Annotated in this window: 10 protein-coding genes; 9 read left to right on the forward strand and 1 reads right to left on the reverse strand. The window is 31.1% G+C overall.

What is annotated here, in order from left to right; genetic code table 11:
* The first annotated feature begins 86 nt into the window (after positions 1–86).
* The 9 genes from hsdR to ACJJVY_RS06765 all read left to right on the forward strand — a co-directional run bounded on the left by hsdR (position 87) and on the right by ACJJVY_RS06765 (position 15097).
* Positions 87–3338: a type I restriction-modification system endonuclease gene (gene hsdR, locus ACJJVY_RS06725; protein WP_405606234.1), complete on the forward strand. Its 3252-nt coding sequence runs from the start codon at positions 87–89 to the stop codon at positions 3336–3338.
* Between the two features lie 9 nt (positions 3339–3347).
* On the forward strand, positions 3348–4598 hold the full coding sequence (locus tag ACJJVY_RS06730; RefSeq protein ID WP_405606235.1) for a PD-(D/E)XK nuclease family protein: 1251 nt from the start codon (positions 3348–3350) through the stop codon (positions 4596–4598).
* On the forward strand, positions 4599–6002 hold the full coding sequence (locus ACJJVY_RS06735; protein WP_405606236.1) for an N-6 DNA methylase: 1404 nt from the start codon (positions 4599–4601) through the stop codon (positions 6000–6002).
* A complete protein-coding gene (locus ACJJVY_RS06740) occupies positions 6003–7640 on the forward strand; it encodes a restriction endonuclease subunit S (RefSeq protein ID WP_405606237.1) in 1638 nt (545 codons plus the stop codon). It begins immediately after the preceding gene.
* Positions 7637–9190, forward strand: a complete 1554-nt coding sequence (locus ACJJVY_RS06745; protein WP_405606238.1) for a restriction system-associated AAA family ATPase — start codon at positions 7637–7639, stop codon at positions 9188–9190. The genes ACJJVY_RS06740 and ACJJVY_RS06745 overlap by 4 nt, the downstream gene beginning before the upstream one ends.
* A gap of 1 nt (position 9191) precedes the next feature.
* Positions 9192–10319: a hypothetical protein gene (locus ACJJVY_RS06750; RefSeq protein ID WP_405606239.1), complete on the forward strand. Its 1128-nt coding sequence runs from the start codon at positions 9192–9194 to the stop codon at positions 10317–10319.
* A 148-nt stretch (positions 10320–10467) separates the two neighbouring features.
* Positions 10468–10866: a DUF6979 family protein gene (locus ACJJVY_RS06755; RefSeq protein ID WP_405606240.1), complete on the forward strand. Its 399-nt coding sequence runs from the start codon at positions 10468–10470 to the stop codon at positions 10864–10866.
* Between the two features lie 35 nt (positions 10867–10901).
* Positions 10902–13844, forward strand: coding sequence for an AAA family ATPase (locus tag ACJJVY_RS06760; RefSeq protein WP_405606241.1), 2943 nt, complete (start codon positions 10902–10904; stop codon positions 13842–13844).
* 2 nt (positions 13845–13846) lie between these two features.
* Positions 13847–15097, forward strand: a complete 1251-nt coding sequence (locus ACJJVY_RS06765; RefSeq protein WP_405606242.1) for an McrC family protein — start codon at positions 13847–13849, stop codon at positions 15095–15097.
* A 166-nt stretch (positions 15098–15263) separates the two neighbouring features.
* On the opposite strand, the gene ACJJVY_RS06770 is transcribed toward ACJJVY_RS06765, so the two are convergent.
* Positions 15264–17165: a cytochrome-c peroxidase gene (locus ACJJVY_RS06770; protein ID WP_405606243.1), complete on the reverse strand. Its 1902-nt coding sequence runs from the start codon at positions 17163–17165 to the stop codon at positions 15264–15266.
* Positions 17166–17246: the final 81 nt, after the last annotated feature.

A 17246-nucleotide genomic window follows, 5' to 3' on the forward strand; every position in this document is an offset into this window, starting at 1 on the left:
AGTTTTATAGAATTCTATAATTATATACCAATTGGTTTTGCTATTTTAGTAGCCTATCCATTTGCTATGAATATTAACTAATATAAATGAAAATAAAAACAAACTTTGATTATCTTAGAGATTCCTACACCTCAATATTTCAATTAGCTATATTAGCAGAACAAAACTGCTTCAAAGACCCTAGTACTACTTTATCAAAGCTTAGGATACTCACAGAAAAGTTAACAAGTTTTTTAATTGATTATGAACAACTAGAAGAGCCTTTCGATAAGAGACAAATAAGTAAATTAACGATTTTAGCAAATAGCTCCGATACACCTTCTGAAATAATTTCTATTTTACATACTATTCGAAAATCAGGGAATAAAGCCTCGCATACAGGAGAAGGTACTCAAGCAGAAGCTAGATATATGCTCAGGCAAGCATTTATTTTAACTAAATGGTTTGTTGAAGTTTATGAAAATGAAGAGGTATTCGTAGATTATGAAACACCACAAGAATCTTGGTTTATAAAAGAAGACTCTAAGACTGCAGAACTAGAACAAGAATTAGAACTCTTAAAAAAAGAAGTTGCCAACTATAAAGAAAAAGTAAAAGAGCATACCCAGATAACAGCGGAAGCCAAGCAAGAACGAAAAGAACGTGCTTATGCAAAGGCTAGGAAAACAGAAGAATCTGAAGTAGAAACAAGAGACCGCATTGATAAACAGTTAAGAGATGCGGGTTGGGAATGTGATACACCAACTTTCAATTATAAATCAAAGAAAACGTTTCCTCAAAAAGGAAGACAGATGGCTATCGCCGAATGGAGATGTGGAACAAAATGGGCGGATTATGCCTTGTTTAATGGTTTAGAACTTATTGGAATTGTCGAAGCCAAAAAGCACATTAAAAATGTAATGAGCGATTTAGGGCAAGCTAAAACGTATAGCGAACTAGTAACTGATGACCACAATATTACGTTTCCTAATCATCCCAATAGTACAACTTATAAGGTGCCATTTATGTTTTCCACTAATGGAAGGCCCTATTTAGAGCAGTTTAAAACCGCTTCTGGTATTTGGTTTTGGGATGGAAGAGATCAGAAGAATTTAGCCAGACCGTTACCTGATTGGTTTTCACCAAGAGATTTGGTCGAAAAGTTAAACTACGACGAAAATGAAGGGGTAGAAAAGCTTAAAAAAACAGATTACGATCTATTATCAGACTCAAGTGGTTTAGGTTTAAGAGCGTATCAAGTTGACGCAATCAAAGCGGTAGAACAAAAAATCCTTAATAATGTAGAAGACAGACGTGCTTTATTAGCCATGGCTACAGGTACAGGTAAAACCCGAACCATGATTGGTATGTGTTACCGATTAATTAAATCAGGACGCTTTAGACGTATTTTATTCTTGGTGGATAGACGGATGTTAGGGAAACAAGCCTCAGATGCTTTTAAGGAAGTGCATATTGAAGGTTTACAAACTTTTGCGCAAATATATGATCTACAAGATTTAGAAAATAAAGCCTCAGAACTCGATACTAAAATACACTTTGCAACCGTACAAGGCATGGTACAACGTATAGCTTATTCCGATGATTCGCCTAGTGTTGGAGATTATGATTGTATAGTCGTTGACGAAGCCCATAGAGGTTATACTTTAGATAAAGAAATGGACGAAGAAGAAGTTGCGCTTCGAGACCAAATAGATTTTCAAAGTAAATACCGTATGGTGTTAGATTATTTTGATGCCTACCGTATTGGATTAACCGCAACACCTGCCATTCATACCAAAGATATTTTTGGAGATCCTGTATTTATGTATTCCTATCGGCAAGCCGTTATAGAAGGATATCTTATAGATTTTGAGCCACCTTATGTGTTTCAAACCACATTATCTAAAGGCGGTATTATCTGGGAGAAAGGTGATGAAGTCAAAATTTACGATCCCGAGGAGAATGAAATTAAAGACTTAGGTGTTACAGATGATGAAATTAAAGTAGAAATCACAGGCTTTAATCGTAAAGTCATCACCGAAAACTTCAATCGTGTGATTTTAAACGAGATGATATCTACTTATGGTATTTTACCAGATAACAAAGGAAAGACTCTAATCTTTGCAGCAACCAATGCGCATGCAGATACTATTGTAAGATTGCTTTATGAAGAATTTGCGGAGCTTGGAGAAGATGCAGATGCTGGATCCATAGTTAAAATTACAGGAGAGGTTTATGATCGCGAAGATTTACTACGTAAATTCAAGAACGATCAATATCCAAGTATTGTGGTTACTGTAGATTTATTAACCACAGGAATAGACGTGCCAAGTATTTCTAATTTAGTATTCTTACGTCGTGTAAACTCCCGTATTTTATACGATCAAATGGTTGGTCGCGCCACAAGACGTTGTGACGAAATAGGAAAAGAAGTATTTAAAATTTACGATTGCGTAGGTGTTACTGAAATTATGTCTAAAGAACAGGTAATGAAACCTGTGGCACCATTAGTCACTAAAAGCTTCGCTAATTTGGTGGAAGAATTGGCTATTATTGAAGATGACTATGCAAAGGAAGTGAAACTAGACCGTATCATTGCAAAAATTCAGCGTAAAGTTTCTAGTTTTAGTGAGCAACAGAAAGCGCAATTCGAAATTCTTTCTGGAGAACCAACCGTTAGAGATTTTGCTAAAAAGTTAAAAGGAATAGATATTGATGCTGTCAACCAATCTATTGAAGATTATAGTCATTTATGGGAGTTTCTAGATCGTGAAAAAGGAAGAGCTTTAGGGTATGGTACATTATATAGCGACCATGAAGATAAAGTAGAAGAGGTATCACGTGCTTACGAGAAAAACCTAAAGCCTAAAGATTATTTAGAATCTTTCGCTGCGTTTATCAATAATAACAGAAACGAAATTGCGGCTTTAAACATTGTCTGCACAAAACCGAGTAGTTTAACTCGTACCGAATTAAAAGAGTTACGCCTTATACTAGATACACAAGGGTTTAATAAAAACAATTTGAACACAGCTTATAAAGAAGTGACTAATACCGAAATAGTAGCAGATATTATTGCACATATCCGCACGTCTGCTTTGGGTGAGAATTTAGTAAGCCACCAAGAGCGTATTGCTAATGCTGTTACTAAGCTGAAAGCGTCACATCAATGGAACCAAATTCAATTAAAATGGTTAGATAAAATAGAAGCCCAACTGCAAAAAGAATCCATAATCACCTTAGAAGATTTAAACAAACCACCGTTTAGTGTAGATGGAGGTTTAAAACGTTTGGACAAAGTGTTTAAAAACGAAACGGCTCAAATCATTAAAGAGCTAAATAATTATTTATACGCTTAGCCTTTAATTATGAAAAGAATATTAAAAAGAGTTGCTGAAATATCAAATAAATACGAACAATTAAATAAAATATCTGGCAATGGATTTAATGTTTTTGATGTCATAAATGTTACCACAAATGAGGTACGATTACATTCAAAATTTATAGCAGAACTATTAAATCCCAAAGGTTCACATGGACAAGGGGATGTGTTTCTAAGGCATTTTGTAGACCAATTTAAAATTCAAATAGATACAGAATCGGCAACGGTATATGTAGAAAAATATATTGGGGTTGTAACAGAAGTAACTGGTGGATCTTTAGATATTTTTATAGCGGATAAAAAAGGGGCTTCGTTAACTATAGAAAATAAAATATATGCAGGAGATCAAGATAATCAATTGTTACGGTATTATAATTATTCCAATACGAATGTCTTTTATTTAACCTTGTTCGGGAATAGCCCTTCTAAAAAAAGCTATATAAATACTAAAGCAGATCCTAAAACCATACGTGGAAAAACAAAATTAGATACTAAAAAAGATTTTCAATTACTATCCTATAAGTATGATATAACAGATTGGTTAATAACTTGCAGAAAAGAAGCCGTAGAGTTGCCTTTATTAAGAGAGGGTATTACACATTACATTAATTTAATAAAAATACTAACAGGACAATCAGGGAGTAATAAAATGAACACAGAAATTAGAGATTATATAGTATCATCTTCAGAAAATTTAAAGCAAGCCGCTTTAATAGAAGAAAACATGATCACTGCTAAAGTTAAAATTCAATGGTTATTTTGGCAAAGCCTAAAAGAAAAAATGATTGCTAATGGCTTAGAAGTAATCGAAAAGGGAAGTGTTTCATGGCAAAATGTAAATAACTATTACACTAAAAGTAGAAATAGAGATTTGTATTATGGTTTCTGGGTAAAGTTGTTTGAAAAAGATAACATAAGTATTCATTTCGGAATAGAGTTAGAACAAAGTATTTATTATGGGTTTACATTAGAAGAAAATAGAAAAGGCGGTATTTCTAATCTTGAAAAATTTGCAGAGTTTAAAAACTTAGTATCAGAGATAAACCCTAATTACACAAATAATCAAGCTTGGCTAGGTTGGAGGCATACAGAAGAAAAGTTGAATTTTAGAGCATTTAATACCGATGCTATTTTTAACTTGGCAGACCGAAAACTATTAGAAAAAACAACAGAAACTATCTCTAAAAATATTTTAGCAGATATAAACGCATTAAAAATTAAATTAGAAAACATATAAATGGCACTTTCCACCCAAGAAATAGTAAACAAACTCTGGAACCTTTGTAACGTATTACGTGACGATGGTATCACTTACCACCAATACCTAAATGAGCTCACCTTTATTCTGTTCCTTAAAATGGCAGAAGAAACCGACTATAACGATAAGTTACCAGAAGGCTACCGTTGGGAAGACCTTAAACAAAAGGAAGGCGTAGAATTAGCTACCTTTTACCGTCAGTTATTATTAAAATTAGGAACGGAAAGCACAGGCAACATACAGAAGATATACAACAACGCACAAACCAGTATACAAGAACCAGCCAACCTGCGTAAAATTATAAAGCATATCGACGAGCTCGATTGGTTTGAAGCCAAAGACGAAGGTCTAGGCGAAATGTACGAAGGCTTACTAGAAAAAAATGCCAGCGAAAAAAAATCGGGAGCTGGACAATATTTTACACCACGACCATTAATTAACGTGATGGTACGTTTAATGGAACCTAAAGTAGGCGAGCGCCTTAACGATCCTGCATGTGGTACCTATGGTTTTATGATAGCCGCTCACCATTATATTTTAAAGCATAACAATATTTACAACCTAAGCGAAGCCCAAAACACCCACTTACAAACCGAACAATATTCTGGTTGTGAGTTAGTTGGCGATACCCACCGTTTAGCTATGATGAATGCCTTTTTACACGGTATGGGAGGAAATATTGATTTACAAGACTCTTTAAGTAGTTATGGCGAAAGCATTAAGAATAAAGATTTAGTACTAGCAAACCCACCATTTGGAACCAAAAAAGGAGGCGACAGACCTACTAGAACAGATTTGGTGTACCCAACCTCTAATAAGCAGCTCAACTTTTTACAGGGTATTTACCGCAGTTTACACACACGTGGTGGCGCACGTGCAGCAGTGGTATTACCAGATAATGTATTGTTTGAAGATGGCGACGGACAAAACGTACGTAAAGACCTCATGGAAAAATGCAACCTACACACCATTTTGCGTTTACCAACAGGTATTTTTTACGCAGCAGGTGTAAAAACAAATGTCTTGTTTTTTGAGCGTGGTAAAACAGATAAAGCCAATACCAAAAACGTATGGTTTTACGATATGCGTACCAACATGCCAAAATTTGGAAAACGCACACCATTTACCGAAAGCTATTTTGAAGACTTCGAGAAAGCCTACACCGCCAAAGACCGAAACAAAATTAAAGACAAACGTTTTAGCTGTATCTCTAGAGATACTATTGCTAAAAAGAACGACACGCTAGATTTAGGTTTAATAGCAGACGATAGCATTACCAAAGCCGAAGACATTGGCGAACCTACAGACATTGCCAAAGAAGCATTAACCGAATTAAACAGCATTACCAAGGAGTTGAATGCCATAATTAAAGCATTAAACTAAATGGAGAAGAAGTTGTCAGAAAACTGGATTGAATTAAGTATTGGCGCCATAAGTAATGTTGGATCTAGTAAAAGAATTTATAAAAGTGAATATGTATCAGAAGGGGTTCCTTTTTATAGATCAAAAGAGATTATAGATAAATCAAAAGGAGTAAACCCAAAAATTGAATTATTTATTCCATTTGAGAAGTATCAAAACTTAAAATTCAAATTCGGGAGTCCAAATGAAGGAGATATTCTTTTAACAGCTGTTGGTACAATCGGAATTTCATATGTTGTAAAAGATGAAGGAGACTTTTATTTTAAGGATGGGAATTTAATTTGGTTCAAAGATATTTTGAAAGGAATTAATTCTGATTATTTGAAATTTTGGCTTGATTCAGAAAATGGTCAAAAAAGGCTTCAAGCAGGATCAATAGGGAGTAATCAAAGAGCTCTAACTATAAGAGAGGTAAAAAACGTAAAGTTCCCACTTCCACCACTACCAGAACAACAACGCATTGTTGCCAAGTTAGACGAATTATTTGGGCATTTAGACCACCTTAAAACCCGTTTAAACGACATACCACAAATTCTTAAAAACTTTAGACAAGCGGTGTTAACCCAAGCGGTAACAGGTAAGCTTACTAAGGAATGGCGTAAAGGTAAAAAGTTGGAGGAATGGGAAGAAACCACAGTAGGTAAGTTCATGATTGAGGTAAAAAACAAAATGAATCCAATGGAATCAGATGCTACAAATTATATAGGGTTAGAGCATCTTCTAAAGAATGGAGGAGTCATTAATAAGTCAACTTCTGAAGATCTTAAAAGTTCTAAAACAGTTTTTAAAAAAGGTGATGTTTTATACGGAAAATTGAGACCATATTTAAATAAACATGACGTTGTTACTTTTGATGGTGTTTGCTCCACAGATATTTTAGTATATAGAAATGATTTTGAAGATTCTTCATATTTCTTTAATTATTATTTAGGTACTGAGAGTTTTATTCAAAAAGCAAATTCTGAATCTAAAGGTATAAATCTTCCAAGAGTTTCATCAAAAACTATTAATCAATTCAGTATTACTGTTCCACCAAAAGAGGAACAAACTGAAATTGTAAAACGTGTAAAATTCTTATTTGCCAAAGCGGATGCGATAGAATCCCTATACCAAAGTTTAAAAACAAAAATAGACAGCTTACCACAAGCTATTTTAGCCAAAGCTTTTAAAGGTGAGTTGGTAGAGCAGTTACCAACAGATGGTGATGCTAATGAGTTGCTAGAGGAGATAAAGAGGTTGAGGGCTGCGGTAGTATCTAAGAAGAAAGTTACCATTCAAAAGATGGTTAAAACAAAAATAAAAGTTGATAAAGTAACAACAAAGGGTAAAACTAAAGTTCCTGTAAAAGCGAAAGTGATGGCAGAAACAATAGAACCATTTGGTGTTGAAGCAAATTCAATGTGGCTTCATCTGAAAACTAATGTTGGTTTGAAAAAATTCACGATTGATCAAGTTGAATTACCACCAAAATATAGTTACGACAGATTGAAAGAGGAATTATTTGAACTTTTGGATAAGTGTAGAACATTAGAGAAAGGTCCTCGATTAGTACAATCATACACAGATGATCATATTTCATATCAAATAAAATTAAAATGAAACTTATTCATTTTTCATATAACGACCCTAATAGCCATCACCCAATAAATGGGTTTGATGAAAATTTAAGAAATATTAATTTTATTAAAAAAGGACTGAACCCAATTTGCTTGGTTGGAATAAATGGTTCTGGTAAATCTAAATTGCTAGAATGCATTGCAGAAGTATTCGAATATCTTACTGGAAGACATACAAACTTTCTCAAAGATCCAGGAACTACAACTATTCAGTTTAGAATGGATTATTTATTTAAACAATCCAAAGGAAATAGTTTTGTGAGATTTGTACAGGATCAAAAAAAAGGTAAACCAGATTGCTTTATAGGAAAAGATGAGGATTCTTTAGTAGAAGAAAAAGACGATTCAAAAATAAGAGCAGTTTTACCTGAAATAGTCCTTGGATACTCATCTGGAGAGAACGAATCTCTAAGCCAATGGTTTCATCCCTATGTAGATGAATATGGAAAATATTTTAATGATTTTAGAAAGGGCGATGTAACAAAAAAATTACCTGCCTTGCCACATATGCTTTGGGTTGACTTTAGTATGAACAAATTAGTATTTATTGCCAACTCAGTATTTAGTCTTGATGTAGATTCAAAATGGAACAATATTATAAAAGAAGTTAATACAACCGCTCTTAGATCTTTTCGAATTATTATAAAACTTAAACCAAAGAAAGGACCATCTAAAGGAATAATTGCAGCAAAAGAACAACTAGATATAATTGAAACGTTAAAAAAATGTAGTTCGTCATCTCACGATGTAAAGGACAGAGAACAATCGCTAGTCCTTGACTATTATTACTCAGAAGCTACCTATAAAGCTTTTAAGAAAAATTTTAATTCTGCGTTTGGGCTATACACGGCATTATTTAAATTGGATACGTTGAATCTTATTGTTATCCAATCTGAATTAGATGAAGTAAACAAAATAAAACAAGATACAGGGGAGACTTTACCAAGACCTGTACTCATAGAAACTCAAAAGGCAATTGGCTTCTTTGGTTTAAAAATGTACCATAAAAGCAAATCAGTTGTTCAGTACTCAAACTTAAGTGATGGTGAACACCAATTCTTGCACATATTTGGTGCTTTGAATATGATTCAAACCCAAAATGTGTTGTTCTTGTTGGATGAACCAGAGACACACTTTAATCCACAATGGAGATCGGCTTTTATCTCAAATATGGATAGTATTGCAAAAAAACGTGAACAAGAGTATTTGATAACAACGCATTCGCCTTTTCTTCTTTCAGACTCAAGAAGCGAAAATGTATTTGTTTTTGAACGGTCAGCTAATAAAATTAAAATAATTCAGCCAGATGTAGAAACCTATGGATCAGCTGTAGAACTTTTATTGAAAGTAGCTTTTGGTGTAGCTCCTCCTGTTGCTTTAAAATCCAGTAAGGAATTGAAGAATCTAATTTCAAGAAAAAATGTAACATTAGAAGCTCTAGAAGCAGGTATAAATAAGTATGGAGATTCAATTCAAAAGTTTGATTTGTATCAACGAATAAGAGATTTTAAGAAAGAGCAAAAGAAAGATTAGAATGTTAGAAGCGTGCACTCATATCACCCACAAGGCAAATAATTTACATCTCTTCTTTTGTAATTATTTGGAGAACATTAAAGATTTACCAAAGAATACAGAATTTATTAGTACACATTGTCCTGATAAGGCATTGGCTACTCCTTTTTCTAAAGTCGAAAAAGATGGCTCTCCAACGAAACTACATAAACTTGTAAAAGAATTTCAAAAGAGCTTTCTGAATCTTTCAAAACCGGATCGCAAAACCTATTTAAAGGTTTTTGAAGTAACTAATAAAGTTGAAAAATTGTTTAATAGACCTAGCAATGCTACTAGAAAGTTAGGCTACCCAGGAAAAACAGGAGATGCAACTCATAAATTATTGGTTGAGATGTTTACTAGTACATTTGGACTAAAAGCTTTTGATATTAAAGGGCATTATAAGAAACTTTATGATTCCAAAAAAGATAGTTGGTGCCCATTCTGTGGCATGGAAAAATACAAGGTTCCTGAACGATTGAAACAAGATTATGATCACTTATTATCGAAAAAAGATTATCCTGCTGCTGCTATTAATTTAAATAACCTTATCCCAATGGGGGTAGATTGTAATCGAATATATAAAAAAGACGATGATATTTTATTTGATAAAAAAAATAATAAAAGAAGAACAGCTGTTCATCCATATTCTGAGACAATAAAGCCTGTTCTAAGCCTTAAAGGAAGTAAGGTTGGGCTCAATAAAAAAACAAGGAAGTGGAAGGTTAATTTTACACCGAAGAATCAAAAAGTTGCAACTTGGGATGATCTTTTTAATATTTCGGATAGATGTAGAGAGGATTTTCTTGAAAAAAGACCTAAATCTTCTCAAGAAACTGAATATGATGGTTTCTTAGAAATGTTGATTAAAATGTGTAGAAGTGAAAAGAATAGATTTGAAAAGAAGACAGGCAAGAAAGAAGATTGGACAGTAGATGATCTTAATGACTATTTAGAAGATTTGATCGATGATTTAAAAGATTATTATTATAGAGATCGAAACATGCTAAAAAGTGCAGTTTGTGATTTTTTAAAAAATCATTCAGATTCAAATTACAAAGACACTTTGTTAGATAGAATTAATGCTAATTTAAAAAAGACCATCTTATGAAATTCAAAAAAGATATTCTGACTAATTAGATATTATTTAAAACTGAAAAAAGAATGAAAACAGCTACATGTAAGCTACTTAGAAGCAATAGCACATTCGTTTTTAGAGCAAATGTGTAAACTTCCTTTAATGGTAAAATAAAATTAAAATGAAAGATAACATATCAATATATAATAAATATGGTTTCGCAGCTAAAGAAGCTACTTTAATTGGTGGTAACCCATTAGAGTCGTGGGAAATAGCTGTTAAAGATTTTGATTCTGAAAGTTCTAAAACGAAACCTTGCCCAAAAAACACTTTTTTAGGGTTGTGTGAAGCAGGTTTGGTAAAAGGCATAAAACCGGGTTCTTACTTTATAAGTAAAAAGGAAAACTTAAATAAGAAATATGCTATAAAGGCAGTTGAACTATTAGTTTTAGATTCAAATTTATCTAAAAACCAATTGTGGAAGAAAGTCAGAGAAGAATTAGGTATAGGTGAGAAAGAGCATAACTCTCAAATGGATGTTGTTTTGGCGCTTTGGAATGAAGGACTAATTGTGAAGTAATAATTAGATCTAGATATAAAAACGAAAAAGTAATTATGATTAAATATAAAGATTATCAAAGCAAAGTTTATAACTGGTTAATTGATATAAGGAAACAAGATCCAAATTTTACCTTTTCTTTAAGGGATAACGAAAAAGAAGGATCAGAACTTCATTATTTTAAGGGAGGTGAAAAGTCTCGTTATTTTACCTTTAGACTTTGGTCTATACCACCTGTCTTAAATAGTTCTCCTGGTAATTCTATTGGTGTTGTTTTTAAGTATTCGGCTAATCATTTAAAATATGATTATGACTTCAAATTAATTAACACTAATTCTCCTAGGGATAAACAAAGTGCATCTATATTAAATTTGATAAAATCATTAATTAACCCTTTAAATGAAAGTATGGGGCTCTCTAGTAAAGGTAACCCAGAAATTAGTAATTTTGAAATTAGAACAACTCCGCAGAAAAGAGGATATACAGATCTTAACGATATGTTACAAGACATTGATGAAGATATGGCAAAGTTTATTCCTCTTGTTAACGAACATATTGAAATAGAGAAAAAGAAAAATCCTGAATTTGAAGCTCATAGAATTTCGATAGGAGAATTTGAAAGTATGCAAGCTAAACTTAAAGCTAGATTTGAAAAATATGGTGGTTTTATACATCAAATTAAAAAAGTAATGAACGTAAAAAATGAATTTATAAGTTGGTTGTTAAATAAACCAAAATCTAATTATTTTAAGAACGACAAACAAAAGCTTAGTAACTATTTAGATACATATAACACCTATTTTGACTTAGATATTTTTGAAGTTTCAAAATCGAATTATAAAAACATTATAGAAACCATTGATGCCGTTGCTTATCAAAACGAGGAAAGTGAGTTTTTTAAATATAGTGATAGGGAAAGCACTCATAGACCAAGAGCTATATTGGGTAAAACTAATTATTATCAATTCTTAAAAGAAAAGTTTGATTCTAAAATACTGAAACCAGAAAACAAACAAATTCAATTAAAAATTAGAAGTTTAATTGAAAATTACAAAAGATCTATCATAGACGAAAATTGGATATATGTTGAATTGTACAAATTTGAATGGGCTAATTGGTTAAGTGAAAGAGTTGTTTTTGAAAAACAAACGAATGAAGAAATTTTAGATTTGTGTTTAGCTTCTCAAAATGAAAATTATACAGATTCTAAAGGTGTTCAATTTATCAAACAAGGTGCAAGAGAAAAACTTAGTAAATATATTGGCATTGAGGATATTAAAATTTTTAGAGATTTTTACGATGGTATTGAATTAGAAAATATAAATTATTCTAAACGCAACATGAGTTTTCCTATCTTATCTTGTTGGATGTCTATTTTTTCTCCAAATTTTATATACCCTGCTAGTAGAACTTCATTTGCAGATATTGTTAAAAATATTTTTTCTACAAAAATAAAGTATAGCAAAATTGATTTTGTAATAGCTATGCAAAATCCGATGCAGTCAATATGCAATTTTTTGATAGCGGATAATGAAATTGTGGATTTTGTTAGTGAGCAATTGCATAAATCAGAGTTATCACAATTAGATTTAAACTGGTTAACTCAAGATTTTTTACTATTCATAGATAGACATCCAAATTTATTAAAACCTGTAATAGAAATTACTGAAGAAAACAAAGAACATAATAGTATGCCTTATATAACTCCAATAAATCAAATACTATATGGTCCTCCAGGAACAGGAAAAACATATTATTTAAAAGATCAATTATTTGATAAATACACCTTAAAACAAACTTCAATTACAAAAGAGCAACATTTTGAAACAGTAATTAGTAGTTGTTCTTGGTGGCAAGTAATAGCAATTGCTTTATTAGATTTAGGCAAATCTAAAGTATCTGATATTTTTGATCACGAATGGATTCAAAAAAAGGCAAGTTTATCTAACTCTAAATCAATTAGACCAACGCTATGGGGACAATTACAAAGCCACACAACAAACGAATGTGAATTTGTAAATGTATCGAGCAAACAACAACCACTACTTTTTAATAAAACAGAAGATTCTTTTTGGGAAATATTAGAAGATGAAGTCAAAGAATTGGTGCCAGAATTATATGATATTAAAGATTCTGTTGAAAACTATTACCCAGATCCTGATACAATTATTAAAAACTATGACTTTATAACTTTTCATCAATCTTTTGCTTACGAAGATTTTATTGAAGGAATAAAACCTATTTCTCCTAAAGAAGGAGAAGAAAATAAAGATTTAGGATATGATATTGAAGATGGTGTATTTAAAACACTTTGTATCAAAGCAAAAAAATATCCAAACAATAAGTATGCAATATTTATAGACGAAATTAACAGGGGAAATGTTTCTGCAATTTTTGGAGAGTTAATAACCCTAATAGAAATTGATAAAAGAAGTGGTGCCAAAAATGAGCTGAATATCAAACTTCCATATTCTAAAGAAGAGTTTAGTGTGCCTTCAAATTTAGATATTTATGGCACGATGAATACCGCAGATAGATCTGTAGAAGCTTTAGACACGGCATTAAGACGTCGTTTTGAGTTCAAAGAAATGATGCCTGATTATAACATAATCGAGGAAGAAGAAATTGAAGGAATTAAACTGTCTAATCTTTTAGAAATTATTAATCAACGTATAGAATTATTAATAGATAGAGATCACACTATTGGGCATTCCTATTTTGTAAATATTGATTCCACTAAAAAACTAGCAAATGCTTTTAACAATAAAATAGCACCTTTATTACAAGAATATTTTTACGGTGATTATGGAAAAATAGGTTTGGTACTTGGTAAAGGGTTTGTTGAAATTAATAAAAATGACACTATTAATTTTGCTGATTTTAAATATGAAAATGCAAACGATTTTAAAATCGCTAGTTATAAACTAAATCAAGTAAATGAACATACCGTAATTGATGCCGTTTTAGAATTGTTAGGTAAAAAAGAAACACCTCTATAACATTGGTAAAACAACATAAAATATCCGTTTACGAATACCAAAAATTATATGTTGGTAAACAAGGTTTTAAACAAACGCATTTAGATGCTCTTTTAAAACTAAATGAATATCAGGATGGGAATTATTTTGAACCTATTGCCAAAGGAATCCGTTTTAATCAGTACGTTGGCGTTATTCAAGTAGATGGTTTAATTATAGAAATTAACCCAAAAGCGGATAAAGATGACGATGATTACAAATGGAAAGGTGTTTTATTGAAAATGCTGAAAGCTTGTGGAAAAATTAAAGCAGACTCATCTGGCGGTGCACATGTAAAAAGACAACATCTTAATTTATTAGAAATCTATTTTGAGTTGTACTTAAAAGAAGTAGAAAGTCTGGTTCGTAAAGGTTTAATAAAACAATATAGAAAACAGACTAAAAACACAAAAACACTAAAGGGAAAACTAGAATTCGCAGGAAACATAAGACATAATACAATACATAAAGAACGGTTTTATACTAAGCATCAAGTGTATGATAGCAATCATTTTCTACATCAAGTTTTATATAAGGCATTAACTATTTTGAGTCAATTTACAAAAGGCACGAGATTACAAGACACAACAAACAGAGTTCTATTAAGTTTTCCTGAAGTAGATAATAAGATAATCACTATAAAAAAATTAAATACAATTCAATTAAACAGAAAATCTAATAACTATAAACCTGCTTTAGATTTAGCTCGATTAATTATTTTAAATTATTCACCAGACATTTCTAGCGGTAAAGAAAAAATGTTGTCCTTGTTGTTTGACATGAATGAACTTTGGGAAGAATATGTTTTAAGACAACTTCAAAAAGCTTGCGAAGGAACTGGCATTAAAGTTTCAGGACAGGAATCAAAATCATTTTGGGGAGCAAATAGTTTAAGACCTGATATTGTTTTAAGAAAAGGGAATCAAAGGTACATTATAGACACCAAATGGAAACGACCACAGAAAAGTTCAGCTTCTGTAAGTGATTTACGTCAAATGTATGCCTATTGTCGTTTTTGGGATGCAGAGAAATCCGTTTTATTATATCCTGGAGAAAGTTCTGAAGACAAATTTAAATTATATGAAACAGATGATTATTCAACCCATAACACGGAAAAACCAAAAAAAATGGATCATCAATGTAAAATGGCCTTTGTTTCTGTTTTAGATATTGAAGGTAATTTTAGAAATGATATTGGAACTGATATTTTAAAATTATTAGATTTTGAAGAATAACCTTATCTCACTCAACTACGCAAAATTCTCACTAAGTCGTTATACTTCCTTATCTCAAATCTTTGCTTGTTTCATTTCGTTAAGTTTAATAAAACATATTAATAATTATATTAACTCATTCTTTTCCTTCTTCTATCATTCGAATTAATATCTAATCTTATTTCCTCTAATTTAAGTTAACTCCACTTTGATTTAAATTATTCTTTTTGGTATAATTCAAAGTATCAGAAAGGGTTTTTATAAAGGCAATAATATCTTCAATTTCTTGCTTAGATAAATTTAAATGAGAAGGAGAAAGTGTTTGGTTCTCTACTTTTATTCCCATTCCTTCTCCACCACCTAAATTATAAAACGCTATAACTTCTTCTAAAGTAGTAAATAATCCATTGTGCATATAAGGAGCTGTCAAATTTGCATTTCTAATAGAAACTGTTTTAAAAGAATTTTTAAAATAAGGTTGTTTATCTCCTATAAGTCCGTTAGAGAATCTACCTAAATCTGTATCTAATTTAGGGTTTATAGAATCGAAACCTTGTGTAACCCCTAAAACTTCCGAATCTGATTCTAGATAAAAAGGAGGTGTAGTTCCGTTAAAAACCGGTGCAAAATGGCAAGTAGCACAAGTTCCTTTTCCCATAAATAAATTAAAACCACGTTTGGCATTTTCTGGGTATTTTTTAGTTTTATTTCTTACATATTTATCAAACGGACTATTAAAAGATTTTAAAGAATTTACGTATGCTGCAAGGGCATTACTTATAGATTTTTGGTTGATATTTTTCTTATCAACATCATTATAAGCATCTTTAAATAATTTTCTATAATTAGCATTTTTATCTAATTTTTCTATAATAACCTTAAAAGAAGTATTAAACTCTAGGGGATTATCTAAAACATGAGCAACTTGAGTTTCTAAAGTAAAAGCACGCATGTCTAAAAAATAACGAGTAGAATAACCCGCATTTAATATGGTTGGTGAATTTCTTGAACCAAAAACCTCCTTATCATTAGAAACACTTTTAGGTAAACCATCCGTAAAAGCTATGTTAGGATTATGACAAGTTACACAAGACATTTTACCACTATTAGAAAGTTGCGGATCGTTAAATAATAATTTACCTAATTGTATTGTTTTTTTATTGTTTAAAGGAAGATAAACTAATTCTGAGTAAAAATTAGTATCAAGAAAATTAGCATCAAATATATTTTTTGCTTTATAATTTTGAGCATGTTTCTTATAAGGTTCTAATCTAATATTGTTTAAATTCTGAAACTCCAATAATTCCACATATAAAGGGTTTAGAACTTCTTTTAAAAAATACATTCTATCAAAATCATTAAAATTATTTTCTGACTTTAATAGTTTTTCACCTTTGATAAATAACTTTTTAACCGCATTAAATTTAGAAATAGCCTTAGGATTTATTCCTTCATTAAAATACAGAAAAGCAATTTTCATACTTTGTAAACTTACCAAACTTTCTTCTAAACCATTTAAAGAACCAGGAGTATCATACCCTGTAATACCTAAAGTAAAAATTCTAACCAATCCAGAACGAATAGATTCTATAACCTGACTAGCTTTTAATTGAATCGGCAAATGGCTTTTTAAAATAAAATCAACATGATTTTTTAATTTGTTAGCTAATTCTTTAACATGTTGTCTGTTTTCTAAAGAATCTTCTTCAAAAACAGCTTCATCTAAAGCTTGTAAACCATTTGGTTGTATAACTTCGGTAGCTTCAAAGTATTCACTTATTTTCGGTATTGGAGCTCCATTTATATAGGTAGTATTGTAGGCCGTTTGGTAATAGTCAAAAAGGAATTCAATTTTCTTATAAGCTAATCTGTTTTTTTTTACCTGTCTTTTTAGTTCTTTTAAAGAAGCTTCTTTATTTGTAAGTGCATCTAATAAATTTACTTCTTTCTGAAACTTGTAAAAATTGTCTGCATAAACAAAAGCTATATTTTTTAAAATAGAGTCTGTTTTATAAACGGTTATTTTTTTACCAGATATGATAAAAAAACAACTAAAAAGTAACATACATAAAACGCTTGTTTTATTCATTTTTACAAAGTTTATTAATTTATTAAGGCTTTTTTATCAGAATAAAAAAGCCTTAATAGAAGTTTTATAAAAAGGTGTTTT

The sequence above is a fragment of the Polaribacter sp. Asnod1-A03 genome (genome assembly GCF_045063585.1).
Classification (GTDB): domain Bacteria; phylum Bacteroidota; class Bacteroidia; order Flavobacteriales; family Flavobacteriaceae; genus Polaribacter.